This is a genomic window from Streptomyces sp. UG1 (genome assembly GCF_049974585.1).
GTDB lineage: Bacteria > Actinomycetota > Actinomycetes > Streptomycetales > Streptomycetaceae > Streptomyces.
Window position 1 is genome coordinate 98,554 of the sequence record NZ_JBNGGG010000043.1, and the last position, 17,866, is coordinate 116,419.

15 protein-coding genes and 1 riboswitch are annotated in these 17,866 nt (G+C 70.9%); of the genes, 3 read left to right on the forward strand and 12 right to left on the reverse strand.

Features of this window, described 5'->3' with window-relative positions:
• Window positions 1–97: 97 nt before the first annotated feature.
• The 10 genes from eno to ACP4J3_RS38860 all read right to left on the reverse strand — a co-directional run bounded on the left by eno (window position 98) and on the right by ACP4J3_RS38860 (window position 11,410).
• Window positions 98–1,393: a phosphopyruvate hydratase gene (gene eno / locus ACP4J3_RS38815; protein WP_426541038.1), complete on the reverse strand. Its 1,296-nt coding sequence runs from the start codon at window positions 1,391–1,393 to the stop codon at window positions 98–100.
• Window positions 1,394–1,689: 296 nt separating this feature from the next.
• A complete protein-coding gene (locus ACP4J3_RS38820; RefSeq protein ID WP_426541039.1) occupies window positions 1,690–2,376 on the reverse strand; it encodes a transglycosylase family protein in 687 nt (228 codons plus the stop codon).
• 4 nt (window positions 2,377–2,380) lie between these two features.
• Window positions 2,381–2,572, reverse strand: a riboswitch (cyclic di-AMP (ydaO/yuaA leader).
• Between the two features lie 208 nt (window positions 2,573–2,780).
• Window positions 2,781–3,830: a transglycosylase family protein gene (locus ACP4J3_RS38825; RefSeq protein WP_426541040.1), complete on the reverse strand. Its 1,050-nt coding sequence runs from the start codon at window positions 3,828–3,830 to the stop codon at window positions 2,781–2,783.
• A gap of 167 nt (window positions 3,831–3,997) precedes the next feature.
• Window positions 3,998–5,308: a cytochrome P450 family protein gene (locus ACP4J3_RS38830; RefSeq protein ID WP_426541041.1), complete on the reverse strand. Its 1,311-nt coding sequence runs from the start codon at window positions 5,306–5,308 to the stop codon at window positions 3,998–4,000.
• Window positions 5,309–5,522: 214 nt separating this feature from the next.
• A complete protein-coding gene (locus ACP4J3_RS38835; protein WP_426541042.1) occupies window positions 5,523–6,503 on the reverse strand; it encodes a nucleoside triphosphate pyrophosphohydrolase in 981 nt (326 codons plus the stop codon).
• A 121-nt stretch (window positions 6,504–6,624) separates the two neighbouring features.
• On the reverse strand, window positions 6,625–7,269 hold the full coding sequence (locus tag ACP4J3_RS38840; RefSeq protein WP_426541043.1) for a SurA N-terminal domain-containing protein: 645 nt from the start codon (window positions 7,267–7,269) through the stop codon (window positions 6,625–6,627).
• A 193-nt stretch (window positions 7,270–7,462) separates the two neighbouring features.
• Entirely contained in the window at window positions 7,463–8,956 is a 1,494-nt protein-coding gene (locus ACP4J3_RS38845) for a protein kinase domain-containing protein (protein WP_426541056.1), read from the reverse strand.
• Window positions 8,957–8,994: 38 nt separating this feature from the next.
• The gene (locus tag ACP4J3_RS38850) at window positions 8,995–9,621 is read right to left on the reverse strand and encodes a hypothetical protein (protein ID WP_426541044.1); all 627 of its coding nucleotides are present in this window, start codon (window positions 9,619–9,621) and stop codon (window positions 8,995–8,997) included.
• A gap of 198 nt (window positions 9,622–9,819) precedes the next feature.
• Entirely contained in the window at window positions 9,820–10,563 is a 744-nt protein-coding gene (locus tag ACP4J3_RS38855; protein WP_426541045.1) for an N-acetyltransferase, read from the reverse strand.
• Window positions 10,564–10,639: 76 nt separating this feature from the next.
• On the reverse strand, window positions 10,640–11,410 hold the full coding sequence (locus tag ACP4J3_RS38860) for an HNH endonuclease family protein (RefSeq protein ID WP_426541057.1): 771 nt from the start codon (window positions 11,408–11,410) through the stop codon (window positions 10,640–10,642).
• Window positions 11,411–11,616: 206 nt separating this feature from the next.
• Between ACP4J3_RS38860 and ACP4J3_RS38865 the strand changes: the two genes are divergently transcribed.
• Window positions 11,617–11,799, forward strand: a complete 183-nt coding sequence (locus tag ACP4J3_RS38865) for an Rv0909 family putative TA system antitoxin (protein WP_426541046.1) — start codon at window positions 11,617–11,619, stop codon at window positions 11,797–11,799.
• Between the two features lie 112 nt (window positions 11,800–11,911).
• On the opposite strand, the gene ACP4J3_RS38870 is transcribed toward ACP4J3_RS38865, so the two are convergent.
• Window positions 11,912–12,796, reverse strand: a complete 885-nt coding sequence (locus ACP4J3_RS38870) for an SCO6745 family protein (protein WP_426541047.1) — start codon at window positions 12,794–12,796, stop codon at window positions 11,912–11,914.
• Window positions 12,797–12,930: 134 nt separating this feature from the next.
• Here ACP4J3_RS38870 and ACP4J3_RS38875 point away from each other — a divergent pair, with 134 nt between their 5' ends.
• Together ACP4J3_RS38875 and ACP4J3_RS38880 are read left to right on the forward strand one after the other, a co-directional pair.
• The gene (locus ACP4J3_RS38875) at window positions 12,931–13,536 is read left to right on the forward strand and encodes a TetR/AcrR family transcriptional regulator (protein ID WP_426541048.1); all 606 of its coding nucleotides are present in this window, start codon (window positions 12,931–12,933) and stop codon (window positions 13,534–13,536) included.
• A gap of 34 nt (window positions 13,537–13,570) precedes the next feature.
• Window positions 13,571–13,966 (forward strand): SgcJ/EcaC family oxidoreductase, encoded by a 396-nt coding sequence (locus ACP4J3_RS38880; protein ID WP_426541049.1) that lies wholly within the window; start codon window positions 13,571–13,573, stop codon window positions 13,964–13,966.
• A 78-nt stretch (window positions 13,967–14,044) separates the two neighbouring features.
• On the opposite strand, the gene mfd is transcribed toward ACP4J3_RS38880, so the two are convergent.
• A complete protein-coding gene (mfd, locus tag ACP4J3_RS38885; RefSeq protein WP_426541050.1) occupies window positions 14,045–17,575 on the reverse strand; it encodes a transcription-repair coupling factor in 3,531 nt (1,176 codons plus the stop codon).
• Between the last annotated feature and the right edge of the window lie 291 nt (window positions 17,576–17,866).

The following is a 17,866-nucleotide window of genomic DNA, read 5'->3' on the forward strand; positions in this document are numbered from 1 at the left end:
ACGTGCGTACGTCCCCGCACACGGTACGGGACCGAGTACGGGGACGTACGTACGACTGGCTAAGCCTTAACCCGGGAAGGGTCAGCCCTTGCCGTGCTTACTGGCTCGCAGAGCGAAACCGCGGAAACGCGCTACGGCCGGCGTACACCGCCGCGTCGTCGAGGATCTCCTCGATGCGCAGCAGCTGGTTGTACTTGGCGACGCGGTCCGAGCGGGCCGGGGCGCCGGTCTTGATCTGGCCGCAGTTCACGGCGACGGCGAGGTCGGCGATGGTGACGTCCTCGGTCTCGCCGGAGCGGTGGGACATCATGCACTTGAAGCCGTTGCGCTGGGCCATCTCGACGGCGTCCAGGGTCTCGGTCAGCGAGCCGATCTGGTTGACCTTGACGAGCAGGGCGTTGGCGGCGCCGTCCTCGATGCCGCGGGCCAGGCGCTCCGGGTTGGTGACGAACAGGTCGTCGCCGACGATCTGGACCTTGTCGCCGAGCTTGTCCGTGATGATCTTCCAGCCGTCCCAGTCGTCCTCGAACAGCGGGTCCTCGATGGAGACGAGCGGGTACGCCTCGACGAGCTCGGCGTAGTACTCGGTCATCTCGGCGGCGGAGCGCTCCTTGCCCTCGAAGACGTAGGAGCCGTCCTTGTAGAACTCGGACGCGGCGACGTCGAGCGCCAGGGCGATCTGCTCGCCGGGGGTGTAGCCGGCCTCCTTGATGGCCTCGAGGATGAGGTCGAGGGCGGCGCGGTTGGACTCCAGGTTCGGGGCGAAGCCGCCCTCGTCGCCGAGGCCGGTGGACAGGCCCTTGGTCTTCAGCACCTTCTTGAGGGTGTGGTAGACCTCGGCGCCCCAGCGCAGCGCCTCGGAGAAGGACTCCGCGCCGATCGGGGCGATCATGAACTCCTGGATGTCCACGTTGGAGTCGGCGTGCGAGCCGCCGTTCAGGATGTTCATCATCGGGACGGGGAGCAGGTGCGCGTTCGGGCCACCGAGGTAGCGGAACAGCGGCAGGTCCGACGCCTCGGAGGCGGCGTGGGCGACGGCGAGGGAGACGCCGAGGATGGCGTTGGCGCCGAGGGAGCCCTTGTTGTCGGTGGCGTCCAGGTCGAACATCGCCTGGTCGATCAGGCGCTGCTCGGTGGCGTCGTAGCCGACCAGCTCCGGGCCGATCTGCTCGATGACGGCGAGGACGGCCTTCTCGACGCCCTTGCCCTGGTAGCGGTTGGGGTCACCGTCGCGGAGCTCGATGGCCTCGAAGGCGCCCGTCGAGGCGCCGGACGGAACGGCGGCACGACCCGTGCTGCCGTCGTCGAGGCCGACCTCGACCTCGACCGTGGGATTGCCTCGGGAGTCCAGGATTTCCCGGGCTACGACGACGTCGATGGACGGCACGAGCATCTCCTTCTTGGGATGTGACGCGGGTACGCAGTGCGCGGTGCGTACTGCGAGACGAGCCTAACCGGCTCCGGGCGTCAGACCAGTGGTCGACCGCCCCGTGGACAGAACCGAGAGTAAATTGTTTCCGAACGGAACAAAGGTGGAGGCGCACCGGCCACAAAAAGCCCCGCCCCGGTGCGTACGGGGGAAGACGCACCGAGGCGGGGAGTTCGTGGGGACGGGGGCGACCCTCACGAGGCCTTCACTATGAGGTCCACGGATGTGAAGGCGCTGTGGTTCACCTGTCGGCCGCGCATTTACTTCAGGTGCAGCTGCTGACCCGGGTAGATCAGGTCCGCGTCCTCGACGACGTCCTTGTTCAGCTCGAAGAGCTTCTCCCAGCCGCCCTTGACGCCGTGCTTCTCGGCGATCGAGCTGAGGGTGTCGCCCTTGACGACCTTGTACTCGCCGTCGCCCTTCTTGACCTTCTTGCCGGTCGGGGTGGTGACGGTCTTGGTGCTCTTCTTGGCGGCCGGGCGGTCCGTGGAGCGGGAGGCCGACTGCTGCTCGCTGGAGCGCTCCGTGCTCTGACTCTGCGAGGAGCCGCTCTCCGAGGAGCCGCTGTAGGCGGCGCCGGACAGGCCGGTGCCGCAGTGCGGCCAGGCGCCCTTGCCCTGGCCGGCGAGGACCTTCTCGGCTATCTGGATCTGCTGGGCCTTGGTGGCCTGGTCGGCGGTGGAGGCGTACGCCGTGCCGCCGTACGCGGCCCAGGTGGAGGCGGAGAACTGCAGGCCGCCGTAGTAGCCGTTGCCGGTGTTGATCGACCAGTTGCCGCCGGACTCGCACTGGGCGACGGCGTCCCACTCGGACGCGGTGGCGGCGGAGGCGCTGCCGGCCGCCATCAGCGGGGCGGCGACGGCGGCGGCACCGGTGACGCCGACGACGGCGATGACGCGAGCGGCCTTGGACGGACGGCGGTGCTTGCCCTTGCTGGAGAACAGCATGGAGAGATCCCCTCACCGACGCCTGCGAGGTGAGCTGTCGGGTTCGGGCCGGTTGAGTTGCCCGGCCGCGCACCGCTGGTGTCCGGTGCGCGACTTCACCCCGAGCCGGTTCCGGCCGCGGGCCCCGAAGGGCCTCAACTGCCGGACCCGGCGCAAACCTTGGGTCCCCCGCTCCTGCCTACGGCGCTTGACGCGACGACTGTTCCCGTACGGCCGCCGGCAGGATTCGGCGTGACGGCTGTCGGGGCTCGCACTGGTGGCGAGCGATCACGACCGTAGACACTCGATTCGCGGAATTACAAAGACGATCAGGGCTTCTGAGATCTATCTCTCACTGCTTTCAAAACAGACATTAGCCACGAAACATGACGCCAACTGTCGCTGTTTTTCGCCCCGTTCGGCCGCTATTCGGCGGGGACGTCCAGGGTCTGACCGGGGAAGATGTGGTTCGCGTCGGACCCGATGGCGCTCTTGTTCGCCTTGTACAGCGCGCGCCATCCGCCGTCGAGGTCAAGGGAGTCGGCGATCGAGGCGAGAGTGTCGCCCGGGCGGACTTGGTACGAGGCGTGGCGGCCGGAGGACTTGGTGGCCGCGTCGTCGGCCGCGCTCTCGTCGGCACTGGGCCCGCGATGGCGCCCGGAGCCGGCCGTCGCGGCGTCGACCGCCCCGGTGTCGACGAGGCCCCAGGAGCCCGCGTCCTGCCCCGGGGTGTCCTGATTGTCGTCTTCGGCCGTCTCCACGGGAGAGCTGTCCGGCGACTGAGAAGGTGTCGAGTCGGGCGACTTGTCGGGATTCGGAGACTTGTCACCCTGAGACGGAGAAGATGCGGAATTCTCGGATGATTCGGACGAATCGTCAGGCGTGCCGCTCGGCGAGTTCGAGGGGCTGCCGGACGGGGTCGAGATACCGGAGGAGTCGGATTCACTCGATGAATCGGAACCGGAATCGGAACCGGAACCGGATGAATCCGAAGAGTCTGATGAGTCGGACGACCTGGATGAATCGAGCAAGCCGGAGGATCCGGACACCTCAGAAGGCGAGTCCTCCGCCACACCGGTGTCGAGGTCGATCGCTCCGGACTTCTCGGTGAGCCCGTTGAGCACCGCACAGGTACCCCAAGGAGCGGTGCCCTGGTCCGCGAGGATCTCCTGGGCCACGGCTATCTGCTGGGAGCGGCTGGCCAGATTGGGACTGGTGGCGTAGTCGAGGCCGCCGTACTTCTCCCAGTCCTCCTGGGTCAACTGGAGCCCGCCGTACTGCCCGTCGCCGTTGTCGGCACTCCAGGAGCCGCCGCTCTCACACTCGGCCACCTTGTCCCACACGGTGCCTTCGGCGGCGCTCGCGCCCGTGGCACCGAGCAGCGGAATGGCGATCGCGGACCCGGTCACTCCGGCCGCGACGAGAAGAGCCGGAGCCTGACGGGGGCGACGGTGACGACCGTTCCCGGAGAGCATGCGGGGACCTTTCACGAGACAGTTGTGACCGCGGCGCGTGAAACCTGGGCGCCGTCGTTGATCCGTGAACGTATAGGCAGACGATCACTTGTCACAAGTTAATGCCGCGCAGATCACGTGAAGATCACAGACATGAGCGCGCGTCATGTTCGCCGAGGCGGACGTACTCATCCAACTGGGGTGAACTCCACCGGAAGCGTACGCAGCCCGCGCATGATGAGCCCGCCACGCCAGCGCAACTCGGCCGGGTCCACCGCGAGTTGCAGATCCGGCAGCCGGGTCAGGAGCGAGGCGAGGGCGGTCTGGCCCTCCAGGCGGGCGAGCGGGGCGCCCAGGCAGTAGTGGATGCCGTGGCCGTAACCGAGGTGCTGGTTGTCGCGGCGGCCGAGGTCGAGGACGTCCGGGTCGGCGAATCGCTCCGGGTCACGGTCGGCGGCGGCCAGGACGACGAGCACCGGGTCGCCGGGTGCGATGTCCTGCCCGCCGATGGTGAGCCGTTCGGTGGCGAACCGCCAGGTGGCCAGCTCCACGGGGCCGTCGTAGCGCAGGAGTTCCTCCACGCCGGTCTCGAGGAGGGCGGTGTCGTGGGCGGCGAGGGAGGTCTGCAGCCGGGTGCGCTGCTCGGGGTGGGTGAGCAGGGCGTAGGTGCCGTTGCCGATCAGGTTGACCGTGGTCTCGAAACCGGCGAACAGCAGGATGAAGGCCATGGCCGCGGCCTCGTTCTCGGTGAGGTGCTCACCGTGGTCGGAGGCGCGGATGAGGCCGGAGATGAGGTCCTCGCCGGGGTGAGGGGTGTCGGGGAGGGCCTCGCGCTTGCGGTGGATGAGGTCGGCCAGATACCCGCGCATCTTCTTCACCGACCGCGCGACGCCGCCCCGCGGGCCGCCCTGGTGCCGGATCATCATGCCCGCCCAGTCCCGGAAGTCGTCCTGGTCCTCGCGGGGGACGCCGAGCAGGTCGCAGATGGCGTAGATGGGGAGCGGGAAGGCGAACTCATGGATCAGGTCCGCGCTCCCCTGCTGCGCGAACCCGTCGATGAGCCGGTCGGTCAGCTCCCGCACCCGCGGGGCGAACTCGGCGACCCTGCGGGGCGTGAAGGCCTTGGAGACGAGCCGGCGGAGCCTGGTGTGGTCCGGCGGATCGATATTGAGCAGATGCGTCATCAGCTCGGCCTTGCGCTCCCCCGGGATACCGGTCTTGCCCTTGGCGTGCGCGGGCTCGTCGTGGTGGGCCGGGTTCTTGGAGAGCCGGTTGTCGGCGAGGGTCTGCTTGGCGTCGGCGTACCGGGTGACCAGCCAGGCCTCCACCCCGCTGGGCAGCCGCGTCCGGTGCACCGGGGCGTGCTCGCGCAGCCAGGCGTAGGCGGGGTAGGGGTTGGTGGCGAACTCCCAGGTGAAGAGGTCGGGGGCTGCGGGGAGGGGGGTCGGGGGGTGAGGCGTCGGGGGGTGGGAGGTCGGGGGGTGGGGCTGGTTGGTCACTCCTTGACGGTAGCGGGCGGGCGGTGTCGGACGGTGGGCGCGGTCGTGGGCACCGAGCCGGGGCCAGGCGCTCCGCTGGAATAGCCGCGATGGGCCGTCGATCAGACTGCGGCGCCATCGTGGCCGGTCGCGCCCACGCGGCGGATCCGCATGTCCCACGCAGCCCCGCGCCCACCGGGACGCGCCGAATCGCAGCGGCCTTCACCCGGCCTGCTCAGGTGTCGAGCCCCTCGGCCGCCCGTATCGCATCCCGGTACGCCCGTGCCGCGACCCGCAGCGCCGCCTCCGGGTCGACCCCGGCCGCCTCCGCGCGGACGGCCATCGCGAGCAGCTCGTAGCCGAGGCCCTCGCCCTTCGGCAGGGGTACCTCCAGGCCCGCCGTGCGGACGCGGGACGCCAGCTTCGCCGCGAGGGCGAGGCCCGGCTGGCCGAGCGGGATGCCCTCCGTCACCGACTCCCGCCGCTTCTCCACCGCCTTCGTACGCAGCCAGTGCTCCTTGACCTCCTCCGGCGTCGCCGCCGTCTCGTCGCCGAAGACATGGGGGTGGCGGTGGATGAGCTTGGTGACGATGCCGCCGGCCACGTCGTCGATGGAGAAGGGGGCTTCCGGGTCCTCCTCGGCTATGCGGGAGTGGAAGACGACCTGGAGGAGGACGTCGCCCAGTTCCTCGCGCAGTTCGTCGCGGTCGCCGTCCTCGATCGCCTCGACGAGTTCGTAGGCCTCCTCGATGCCGTACTTCGCCAGTCCCTTGTGGGTCTGCTGGGAGGACCAGGGGCATTCGGCGCGGATGCGGTCCATGACCTGCACGAGGTCGAGGAGGCGGGCGCCGGGCAGGTCGTAGGAGGCGGGGAGCAGCTCCAGGTCCGGCATGGGGATGCGGCCGGTGCCCGCCAGGCGGGCGAGGCCGTCGGTGAGCGCGGGCTCGCCCTCGCCGGTCGCCACGACCACGACCGTGCGGCCGCCGGCGCAGGCGTCGATCAGTTCCTGGGCGGTCGGGGCCGCCTCGTCGACTGTTGTCCCGGCCTCGCGCAGATATGGAAGCTGCGGATGGGCTCCGTCCGCGCACAGCACGCGGTCGGCGGAGTGCAGCGCCTGCCATGCGGGCCAGGACAGCAGGCCGGGGGCGACGCGGTGGCTGGTGGTGAGCAGGATGATGCGGCCGGGGGCGGCGGCTTCGGGACTGGTTGCGTTCACGATCCGAACGTAACCCAAGCGACCGACGACCCCCTGAGTTATCCACAGGCCTGGCGGCCGCCTCGGGGTTGTCCACAGAGGACGGGGACGGGGGCTGGGGCGGGTGCGCCCGCCCGGCCCGTCACATCGTCTGCTGCATGCTTTCCGCCGTCACCTCACGCACCCACGGCGTCTTCGCGTCCGCCCGGCTGCTCTTCTGGACGTCCCAGGTGCCGTAGCGCGGGTTGAGCTCGATGCCGAGCTTCTTGGACGCCGCGGACATGGCGTCCCAGAAGGCGGGCTTGCCGGTGTCGGTGCCGAGGGCCGCGGCGAGCTTCTGGGCCTCGAGCCGGAGGCGGAGGTTCTCGTCGAGGCGCTGCGGCGGGACGCCGTACTGCTGGAGCCAGGCGGTCTCCAGGGCCTTGGCGCCGCCGACCTGGCCCTCCAGGTCGCCGCGCATCTTCTGGAGCTCCTTGCGGGTGACGGTGACGCCCGCGTCCTGGGCGGCCTTGTGCAGCACCTCGTCGAGGACCAGGTTGTGCAGCACGTCGCGCGGAAGGCTGCCGGACTTGGCGATGACCTGCTCGTACGTTGCCTCGTCGGGCACGGCCGCGCGCTGGGCCGCGCGTACCTCGCTCACCCTGTTCTCCAACTGCGCGACGGTGATCCGCTGGCCGCCGACGACGGCCGCCGCACCGGGGTGCGCGTCGCTTCCGCAGGCGGTGAGCAGGGGTGCCGCGACGATCGCGGCGGACAGAAGGAGCGCGGTACGGCGGCGGCGGTGCAAGGAGACCTCCCGTTTGGAGAGCTTGTGCGACGGTGCACAAAGTCTTGCGGTGATCGATGGTAGGCAGTGGGCAAGCTCTGGCCAACCCATTCGACCAACGATTCGCCAGGACTTCGGGCACCGCGGCGCCACCCGCACGGCGGGGTCGCCGTGCGGTGACCGTCACCGGTCCGTACCTGCGGCGGCCCGGCGCCTAGCCGCGCACCTGCCCCAGCCACTGCAGGGTCCGCCGTACCTCCGCCGCGACCGGGTGGCCCGGGCCGTGCAGGCGCTCCACGTCGATCAGCAGACGGGCCAGGGTGTCGTGGGCGGCGGGGCGGTCGCCCAGGGCGAGCAGGAGGTGGCCGATGCGGCGGCGTACGTCGTGGGCGAGCTCGGGGTTGCCGGAGACGTACTGGTTCTCGTAGTACGGCAGCAGCGCGCGGTACTCGGTGAGGGCGGCGGCCGGCTGGCCGAGCTGTTCCAGGCACTGGGCCACGTCGAAGCGGAAGCGCAGGGCCTGCGGGTCGGCCTGGCCGGCCTCGGCGGCGCGTTCGTCGGCGAGCCGGCGCAGTTCGGGCAGCGCGCGCCGGTACTGGCCGTCGTCCATGAGCGTGGCGGCGTACTGCTTGCGCAGGGTGCGTACGACCGGGGAGTGCTCGCCGTGCTGTTCGGCCGCGGTGGGCAGGATCGAGCCGAGGATGTCGACGGCCTGGGTGATACGGCCCTCGCCGAGGAGTCGCTTGACCTCGTCGACGGCGCGCGCGACGTCCGGCTTGTCGGTGTCGGGGGTGATGGGGGTGGCGGGCGTGGGCTGGGGCGCGGGGGTGCGTGCGCGGTCCGGCCAGGGGGCGTGCGGGCGCAGGAAGGGGCGAGTGGGGTCCAGGGGTGCTCCGGTGGGCGTCCCGCGCGCGGGCAGGAGTTGCGCCAGGTCCTCGTACACCTCCTGCGCGGAGGCGGGGCGGTGCTGCGGGTCCTTCGCGAGCAGGCGCAGGACCAGGGCTTCGAGCGCCTCGGGGACCTCGGGGCGGACCTGGCGCACGGGCTGCGGCGGCTCGTACAGATGCCGGTGCAGCACGCCGAGCGCGGTGGAGCCCGAGAACGGCACGTCTGAGCTGAGGAGTTCGTGCAGCACCACGCCGAGCGCGTACAGGTCGGTGTACGGGCCGACCGCGCCGCCCATGGCCTGCTCAGGGGCCATGTAGGCGGGTGAGCCGATGGGGGTGCCGGTGTGGGTGAGGCGGGTGGTGTCGGCGTCCATGACGGAGGCGACGCCGAGGTCGAGGACGGTGACCGTGCCGTCCTGCTTCACCATCACGTTGCGCGGCTTGAGGTCGCGGTGGACGATCGGCACGGCGTGCACGGCGCTCAGCACCGCGCACAGTTGCGCGGCGACCGCGACCGCCCACTGCCAGGGGTAAGGGTCGTGCTCGGCGAGATGCGCGGAGAGGTCGACGCCGTCGACGTACTGCATGACGAGGAACAGGTCCTCGCCCTCGCGGCCCGCGTCGTGCACCGTGACCAGCCCGGGGTGGTCGACCTGCGCGGTCACCCGGCACTCGCGCTCGAAGCGGCGGCGCAGCTCGTCCGCCTCCTGCCCGGCCACCTTGTCGGGGCGCAGCAGCTTCACCGCGACGCGCCGGTCGAGCCGTCGGTCGTACGCCGTCCAGACCTGTCCCATGCCGCCCTGTCCGATGAGCGTGGACAGTTCATAGCGGCCGGCGACGACGCGTCCTGTCGCCACGGTCACCTTCCGCCCTCGTGGTTGCCGTCCTGCCGGCCGTCGTGCTGGCGCAGATAGTCGCTGAGCTCGTCGAGTTCGGCACGCACCTGGTCGATACGGGCGGGCGCGGGGCGCTGCGGGGGCGGCGGGGCCGGCGTCCGGGGGACCGGTGTCTGCGGTATCGGGGTGTGTGGCGCGGGCGCCTGCCGGACCGGCGACTGCGGCACCGTCGTGGCGGTGTACGGCGACCGGGGCTGCGGGTAGCCGTAGGCCTGGACCGGGGGCTGCGCGCTGTAGCCGGGGAAGCGGAGCTGGTGGAAGTGGCGTATCTCGGCGGAGAGGTAGTACGCGATCGAGGCCACGATGCCGCCCAGGACTAGGGCGAGGCCGATCCAGCCGCCCGCGGTGTGGATCTCCTCGCCGGGCTCGGAACCCATCAGGTACAGGCCGAGGAACTCCACCACGATCGACGCCGCGAACAGACACCAGTCGAGCGCCCTGCGCGTCACGATGGCCAGGCGGAGCATCATCGCCCACATCAGCAGGCCGAAGCTCAGCACGGAGATCACGACGAAGACCACGCGCAGGAAGACCAGCCAACCGGTGGGCGGCGGCTGGTTCACCGGCTGCGGATAGCCGTGGCCTTGCATGGTTGCTCCTGAAGCCTGAAGTGGGCGGACGGGATCGACCGGCTCTGCCGCCCGGTGCGGGGCAACCTCGGTCGTGCGATTGTCGCTTCGAGCGTATAGGTCGACACCGACATACGGTCACCGGTTGTACCGAACCGTTGTCGTGCTGATCACTCGCACTTCGGCTCAGGTCACGCGGAGGCTCACCTTCCGCGTGGCTCACAGCGGATGCCGCATCCACACGTTGGGTTCGACGTACACCGCGTAGTCCCGCTCCGGCTCGCACCGCACCGGCACCAGCGCGCCGGGCACCGCGATGTCGCCCGGGGTGTCGAAGGGCAGCCCGGTCCAGCGGCGCCACTCCTCCAGCGAGCCGGCGACGGTCATGGAGGCCGGGGCGATGGAGTCGATGGTGGCTCCGGCGCGGGCGTGGACGCGCAGCCACGGGTCGTGGGGCAGGCCGTCGGTGCGCAGGCGGTGGGCGTACTCCTCGATGGAGGTGTGCGGTTCGAGGTGCTTGGCGTTGGGGCGGACCGGGGCGACGACCTCGCGGAAGCCGAGGGCGCGGGCGTTGTCGCGCATCGCGGACAGCATCCGGGTGGACAGGCCGCCGCCCAGTGCGTGCGGGGCGATGACGACGGAGATGGCGCTGACCGTGTCGGGGCGGACGCCGGCGCGCAGGTCGGCGAAGGCCCACACCAGCACCTCGTCCCAGCCCCGGGCGGGCAGCTTGCCGCGTCCGGCGGCGTCGAGCGCGAACGGCACGCTGAAGGCCTGGGCGACGACCTCGCCCCGCTCGTCCTCCGCGAACAGCGCGTACTCCGGGAACTCGCGCGGGATCCGGCCGTAGTGGGCGTTGCCGACCGGGTCCTGGACGACGAACTCCGGCCAGGTGTCCGCCATTGCCAGCACCCGCTCGAGCATCTCCGGGCGTTCCGCCAGGCTCGACACCTTCGTTTCCATGCCGGAAACGGTATGTGGGGACCGCGGCGCCGGAAAGCCGTTTTCGACGCGCGGCTTGGCCCGCTCGCGCTCCGGGTCACCCTCCGCACTGGCGCAGCATCATCTCCTTGTCGGCGGTCGTCACCGGCAGTTCGTACTTCAGCGACACCTGGGCGAACCGCACCGCGTACGAGCAGCGGATCCGCTTGTTCGGGGGCAGCCAGGTCGCGGGGCCGGAGTCGCCCTTGGAGCCGTTGGCCGGCCCGTCGACCGGCAGGAGGTTGAGGGGATCGTTGGCGATGTCCTGGCGCTTGCCCTTCGGCCAGCGGGAGGCACCCATCTGCCAGTCGTAGGACAGCGGCATCACATGGTCGATCTGCACGGTCGTGGCACGGGACTTGGTCCACTCGATCGTCCGGCCCGTGTACGGATCGCGCAGCGTCATGGAGGTCACGACGCAGTCGGAGCCGGAGCGGAAGCGGATGTCCTCGCCGTCGCGCTTGAGGAGGTCGTTGCGGGTGTCGCACCCGTTGCGGGCGAACGGGATGCCGCCCGGCGCCGAGTCCATCCAGGCGTAGCCGAACTCGTCCCGGTCGTAGCCCGTCTTGGGGCCGCGGCCCTTCGTCGCCACCTTGGCTATGAGGGCCCGCCCCTCGGCCCGGTCGGCGTCCGAAGTCAGGGGGGCGAGCCCCGGTTTGGTTCCGTCGGGGTTGTCCAGCGGGCTCGCGGCGCGGCCGGAGCCGGTGGCCGGGACGGCGGAGCCGGAGGGCTCGTCGTCCACGGACAGATCGACGTTCTCGCAGCCCGCCAGTACCAGCACCATGCCGAGCATCGCCGCGGCGCTCGCCGCCCCGCCCCTCAGACGCATCACGACGCGCCCCTCCCCTTTGCCGCGCGTTCCGCCCCGCACTGGCGGACTGCCCTGGTACACCGTCACGCACACGCTAGCGACCCGGCGCACGGCGGCATTCGGGAGGCCCGCCCCGAAGGTCCAGACCACGACGGGGCCAATCGCGCATACTTCGCAACCCGGGCGTATCGTCGGTGGTGAATCACCTCCGGAAGGAGCTCTGGATGGGCATCTTCGACAGGTTCAAGAACCGCCACGCGCAGGACAAGGCCAGGGACATGTCCGACGCCGCGGAGCGGAAGGCCAACGAGAAGACGGGCAACAAGTACGAGCGCCAGGTCGACGACGCGCAGCAGCGGATGGAGCGCGAGTTCGGCATGGACCGTGACAGGCCCGAGCAGCCGTGAGGCCGGAGCACCTTGAGCACTGAGGCCGTCCGCGGAGGTCCAGCTCCAGCGGGCGGCTTCGCACTGCCCCGCGCGCCCTCCTGGGCGAAACCGGACGGCCGGGGCCGCCGGCTCAGACCTTCCCGATCCCCAGGGTCGTCTCGGACGGCAGCAGACCGGAGGACAGCACCGCCACCCAGAACTCACCGAGCAGTTCCACGAGTCGGTCCACCTCGGCCGGGGTGAGCGACCGCCAGGGCGCGGCGGCGAGCCGGTCGGTCTGCTCCTCGACCTCGCGGCGCAGTTCGCGGCCCGCCTCCGTGGCCCTGCCGTCCGCGTCGACCAGACCTCGCGCGGTCAGCCGCTCCCGGGCGGCCGCCCATTCCTCCCCGCTCCAGCCACGGCTTTCGAAGCGCTCGACGGACGCGGCGCCTATCGCGGCGAACGACACGAGCGACTCGGCCGGGTCGAGGCCGGCCGACAGCAGGGCCGCTATGTGGCCGTCGCCGCGGTGTTCGCGCAGGATCGTCGCCGCGTGCCAGAGCTGGAGATGCGGGGCCTGCGGCCAGTCCAGCGCGGAGTTGGCCGCGGCGAGCGGACGGCCCGCGGTGTTCGCCGCCTCGGCCGCGCGGCGGGCGAGGGCTGCGGCTTCCGCCAGCTCGGGACTGTCCGTCCGGTCGCCGAGTATCGCCCGGAAGGCCCGGTCGATACCGCGTGTCCGGGCTCTCAGCACGGCCTCGGGGCTCGCGATCTTCCAAGCGGGGTCGATGTGTTCGGCGACCATGCGCGGGCTGAAGCTGTAGAAGGCGGAGGTCACCTGCTTCGCGCCCACCGCTCCCAACGGCGCGGCCCGGTACGGGAAGTAGCTCGGCCAGCGCTGTTCCGTGGCGTAACCGAGCGCCGCCACCTCCTCGAAGGCCTGCGGCGCGTAGTACAGCACCGCGTGCAGCGGCTCCAGCAGGTGCCAGAACTGTCGTACGCGATCGGGCCCCAGATCACCGTCGTACTTCTCCACCATGACGCGACTCCCCCGGTTCGAAATCCCCGCTCTCCACAACTTGACACTGACAAGACTGCCCGATACCGCCCGAACTTGTCAATGGCTAGATCCAGGAAACTTGTCATTGCCTAGACTGCGCGTACGCTGCTGCCATGACCCAGCCGTCCTCCGCCCGCCGCCCCTACCACCACGGCGACCTGCGCCGGGCCGTCCTCACCGCCGCGCTGGACGTCATCGCCGCCGACGGCCCGTCCGCGCTGAGCCTGCGCGACCTCGCCCGTCGTGCCGGTGTCTCGCACGCGGCGCCGGCCCATCACTTCAGGGACCGCACCGGGCTGCTCACGGCGATCGCCGCCGAGGGGTTCGGACTGCTGGCGACCGCGCTCATCGAGGCCGCGGACCTGCGGGACGCGGGCGTGCGCTACGTCCGTTTCGCCCGCGAGCACCCCGCGCACTTCCAGGTGATGTTCACACCCGAGCTGCTGCGCGCCGACGACCTCGAACTGACCACGGCCCGCGCCCTCGCCGGTGACGCCCTGCGCGGCGCCGTCTCCGCCGTACGCCCGGAGGAACTCGGCATCGACCCCCGGCTCGCCGGTGTCGCCGCCTGGTCCCTGGCCCACGGTTTCGCCACGCTGCTGCTCAGCCACAACCTGGACGGGCCGGTCGGCGACCGGGACCCCGAGGAGGCGTTCCGGACGCTGGCGGCGATGCTGTTCCGGAGCGGTCCGCCGAGCGGGCGCACAGAAGAGGCTTGACCTCAAGTCCACTTGAGGTCCCACAGTGATCGGCATGACCATCGAACCAGCGGATCGCAAGGCCATCGCCGAGGTCGTCGCCACCGTCGAGCGCACCCAGCGCGCCAAGGACCCCGAGGGCTTCCTCGCCCTCTTCCACCCCGACGCGCTGTGGACCACCGGCCACGGCAAGGTCCTCATCGGCCGCGACGCCATCGCCGAGTTCACCCGTGCCGTACTGCCCGCCGCGACCTGGGAGGGCGAGGTCACCTACGAGGTGGTGCACACCCAGCTCCTGCGCCCCGACGTGGCGGCCGTCAAGGTCCGGCAGGTCTACCACTCGCCGCAGGGCGACACGGAAGGCGCCCCGCTGTACGTCATGACCAGGCAGGACGACGGACGCTGGCTGCTGCACGCCTGCCAGAACACCGAGGTGCGCGTCGACGACTAGCAGGCGTCATCGCGGCTACGGCCTCTACGGCGCCTCGTACCCGGCGGCGGTGTGGCTCGCAATCTGCTCGACACCCGCTCACGACCCCAGAATCGACGCCAGGAACTCCCCGACCCACCCGAGCAACTCCCGCCCGACCAGCGGCTTACCGCCCACCTTCGCGGTCTTCGGACGCGGCACCAGCACCTGGTGCACCGCCGGCTTGATGACGGTGCCCGGGTACAGGCGCTTGACCCGCAGCTCCTGGGACTCGCGCAACTCCACCGGTGCGAAGCGGATGTTGTTGCCCTGCAGGACGATCTCGCCGACGCCGCACGCGCGCGCCAGCATGCGCAGACCCGCCACCAGCAGGAGGTTCTCGACCGGCTCGGGCAGCTTGCCGTAGCGGTCGACGAGTTCCTCGCGTACGGACTTGATGTCCTCCTCCGTGTTGGCGGAGGCGATGGAACGGTAGGCCTGGAGGCGGAGCCGCTCGCCGGGCGCGTAGTCGTGCGGGACGTGCGCGTCGACCGGGAGCTCGATCTTGACCTCCAGCGGCGGCTCCTCCTCGACGCCACCCTCCAGGGACGCCCGGTAGTCCGCGACCGCCTCGCCGACCATACGCACGTACAGGTCGAAGCCGACGCCCGCGATGTGGCCGGACTGCTCGCCGCCCAGCAGGTTGCCGGCGCCCCGGATCTCCAGGTCCTTCATGGCGACGTACATGCCCGCGCCCATCTCGGTGTGCTGGGCGATGGTGGCGAGGCGCTCGTGGGCGGTCTCCGTGAGCGGCTTCTCCGGGGGGTAGAGGAAGTAGGCGTAGCCGCGCTCCCGGCCCCGGCCCACGCGTCCGCGCAACTGGTGCAACTGGGACAGGCCGAAGTTGTCGCCGCGCTCCACGATCAGGGTGTTGGCGTTGGAGATGTCGATGCCGGACTCGACGATCGTGGTGGACACCAGGACGTCGAACTTCTTCTCCCAGAAGTCGACGACCACCTGCTCCAGCACCTGCTCCGACATCTGGCCGTGTGCCGTGGCGATACGCGCCTCGGGGACGACCTCGCGCAGGCGGGCGGCCGCGCGGTCGATGGACTCGACGCGGTTGTGGATGTAGAAGACCTGGCCCTCGCGCAGCAGTTCGCGGCGGATCGCGGCGCCGATCTGCTTCTCCTCGTACGGGCCGACGAAGGTCAGGACCGGGTGGCGCTCCTCGGGAGGGGTCGTGATCGTCGACATCTCCCTGATCCCCGTGACCGCCATCTCCAGGGTCCTCGGGATCGGGGTCGCGGACATCGTCAGTACGTCGACGTTCGCGCGCAGCTTCTTGAGCTGCTCCTTGTGCTCGACGCCGAAGCGCTGCTCCTCGTCGACGATGACCAGGCCCAGGTCCTTGAACTTGGTCTCCGACGAGAACAGCCGGTGCGTGCCGATGACGATGTCCACCGAGCCGTCGCGCAGGCCCTCAAGGACCGCCTTCGCCTCGGTGTCGGTCTGGAAGCGGGACAGCGCCCGGGTGTTCACGGGGAACTGCGAGTAGCGGTCGCTGAACGTGCCGAAGTGCTGCTGCACCAGGAGGGTCGTCGGGACCAGGACCGCCACCTGCTTGCCGTCCTGCACCGCCTTGAAGGCGGCCCGCACCGCGATCTCCGTCTTGCCGTAGCCGACGTCGCCGCAGATCAGGCGGTCCATCGGGACCGACTTCTCCATGTCCTCCTTGACCTCGGCGATGGTCGTCAACTGGTCCGGCGTCTCGGCGTACGGGAAGGCGTCCTCCAGCTCGCGCTGCCAGGGGGTGTCCGAGCCGAAGGCGTGCCCGGGGGCCGCCATACGCGCGCTGTACAGCTTGATGAGATCCGCGGCGATCTCCTTGACGGCCTTCTTGGCCCGCGCCTTGGTCTTCGTCCAGTCGGCGCCGCCCAGACGGTGCAGTGTGGGCGCCTCGCCGCCGACGTACTTGGTGATCTGCTCGAGCTGGTCGGTGGGGATGTACAGCCGGTCGCCGGGCTGGCCGCGCTTGGCGGGGGCGTACTCGACGACGAGGTACTCGCGCGTGGCGCCCTGGACGGTGCGCTGCACCATCTCGATGTAGCGGCCGACGCCGTGCTGCTCGTGGACGATGTAGTCGCCCGCCTCCAGGGTGAGCGGGTCGATGGTCTTGCGGCGGCGGGCCGGCATCCGGGCGCCGTCCTTGCCGGCCGCCTTCTGCCCGGACAGGTCGGTCTCGGTCAGGACGGCCAGCTTGAGGACGGGGTCCACGAAGCCGTAGTCGATCGAGCCGCACGCGACATGGACGACGGACGGGGAGATCTTCCCCAGGTCCGCCTCCAGGCGGGCCGCGACGCCCTCGCCGCCGAGCACCTCGACCGTGCGGGCCGCGGGGCCGTGGCCCTCGGTCACGAAGACCGTGCGCCAGCCGTCGGCGAGCCAACCCTTGGTGTCGGCGAGGGCCTTGGCGGTGTCGCCTCGGTAGGACTCGGGGGCGTGCATGCCGAGCTTGAGGGTGTCCGCGTCGAGGGTCTCGTCGGCCGCGAACGGCGACACCGACCACCACATCATGTCCAGTTCGCGCGCGCGGTCGCGTACGTCCGCGATGGACCACAGGGAGGCCGCGCCGACATCGATGGGCGCCTCGCCGCCTCCGGCCGTGGCGGCCCAGGACGCCTGGAGGAATTCCTGGGATGTCGCTACGAGGTCCGCGGCACGCGTGCGTACCCGCTCCGGGTCGCATACGACGGCCATCGCGCCCTTGGGCAGGACGTCGAGCAGCAGCTCCATGTCGTCGACGAGGACCGGCGCGAGGGACTCCATGCCCTCGACCGCGATGCCCTCGGCGATCTTGCCGAGCAGTTCGCCGAGTTCGGGGTGCTCCTCGGCGAGGGCACGCGCGCGTGCGCGTACGTCGTCGGTGAGGAGCAGCTCGCGGCAGGGCGGGGCCCACAGGCCGTGCTCGGCGACTTCCAGCGACCGCTGGTCGGCGACCTTGAAGTAGCGGATCTCCTCGACGTCGTCGCCCCAGAACTCGATGCGCAGGGGGTGTTCCTCGGTGGGCGGGAAGACGTCCAGGATGCCGCCTCGTACGGCGAACTCGCCGCGCTTCTCGACGAGCTCCACGCGCGCGTACGCGGCGGCGGCGAGGGCATCGACGATGGCGTTCAGGTCGGCGGTCCGACCGGTCCTCAGGGCCACTGGCTCCAGGTCGCCGAGGCCCTTGACCTGGGGCTGGAGGACCGAGCGGACGGGGGCCACGACAACGGAGACCGGGCCGGTCTCGGGGTCGTCGGAGCTGGGGTGGGCAAGGCGGCGCAGGACGGCCAGGCGGCGGCCGACGGTGTCGCTGCGCGGGCTCAGGCGCTCGTGCGGGAGGGTCTCCCAGGACGGGTACTCCACGACGCCCTCCGGGGGGAGGAGGGAGCGCAGGGCGGCCGCGAGGTCCTCGGCCTCGCGGCCGGTCGCCGTCACCGCCAGGAGGGGGCGGTCGGTCTCGCGGGCGAGGGCGGCGATCGCGAACGGGCGGGCCGCCGGGGGGCCGACCAGGTCGACGTGCATGCGGTTGCCGTCTGCGGCGGCGGTGATCGCTTCCGCGAGGGCGGTGTCCTTGACTACGGCGTCGAGCAGACCGTGCAGGCTCATTCGGAGGCGCTTTCCGTCCTGGGTGGGCAACACGAAGGGCCCGACGCGCGTGACGGGCCGGGGGTTCCAGCGTACGTCGCTGCGCGAGCGGGCGCCGGAGGCTGTGGATAACGTCCGTTCTCTCAGCCACCCCCGCCGCGAGTACCGACCCTTTCCTCGCCCCCGCCGCCCCTACCCGTCCCATCCCCAGGGGCGCCGCCCCTTCGACCCCGGGCGCTCTCTGGGGGCTGCGCCCCCAGACCCCCGCTGCCGGCCCTGAACGGGCCTTGTCCTCAAACGCCGGACGGGCTG

Excerpts from the sequence above, each read along its gene's own strand:
- ACP4J3_RS38880 (WP_426541049.1), top strand. The coding sequence starts at position 13,571 with ATGACCATCGAACCAGCGGATCGCAAGGCCATCGCCGAGGTCGTCGCC.
- ACP4J3_RS38850 (WP_426541044.1), bottom strand. The coding sequence starts at position 9,621 with ATGCAAGGCCACGGCTATCCGCAGCCGGTGAACCAGCCGCCGCCCACC.
- ACP4J3_RS38855 (WP_426541045.1), bottom strand. The coding sequence starts at position 10,563 with ATGGAAACGAAGGTGTCGAGCCTGGCGGAACGCCCGGAGATGCTCGAG.
- ACP4J3_RS38860 (WP_426541057.1), bottom strand. The coding sequence starts at position 11,410 with ATGCGTCTGAGGGGCGGGGCGGCGAGCGCCGCGGCGATGCTCGGCATG.
- ACP4J3_RS38865 (WP_426541046.1), top strand. The coding sequence starts at position 11,617 with ATGGGCATCTTCGACAGGTTCAAGAACCGCCACGCGCAGGACAAGGCC.
- ACP4J3_RS38825 (WP_426541040.1), bottom strand. The coding sequence starts at position 3,830 with ATGCTCTCCGGGAACGGTCGTCACCGTCGCCCCCGTCAGGCTCCGGCT.
- ACP4J3_RS38870 (WP_426541047.1), bottom strand. The coding sequence starts at position 12,796 with ATGGTGGAGAAGTACGACGGTGATCTGGGGCCCGATCGCGTACGACAG.
- ACP4J3_RS38820 (WP_426541039.1), bottom strand. The coding sequence starts at position 2,376 with ATGCTGTTCTCCAGCAAGGGCAAGCACCGCCGTCCGTCCAAGGCCGCT.
- ACP4J3_RS38875 (WP_426541048.1), top strand. The coding sequence starts at position 12,931 with ATGACCCAGCCGTCCTCCGCCCGCCGCCCCTACCACCACGGCGACCTG.
- mfd (WP_426541050.1), bottom strand. The coding sequence starts at position 17,575 with ATGAGCCTGCACGGTCTGCTCGACGCCGTAGTCAAGGACACCGCCCTC.
- eno (WP_426541038.1), bottom strand. The coding sequence starts at position 1,393 with ATGCTCGTGCCGTCCATCGACGTCGTCGTAGCCCGGGAAATCCTGGAC.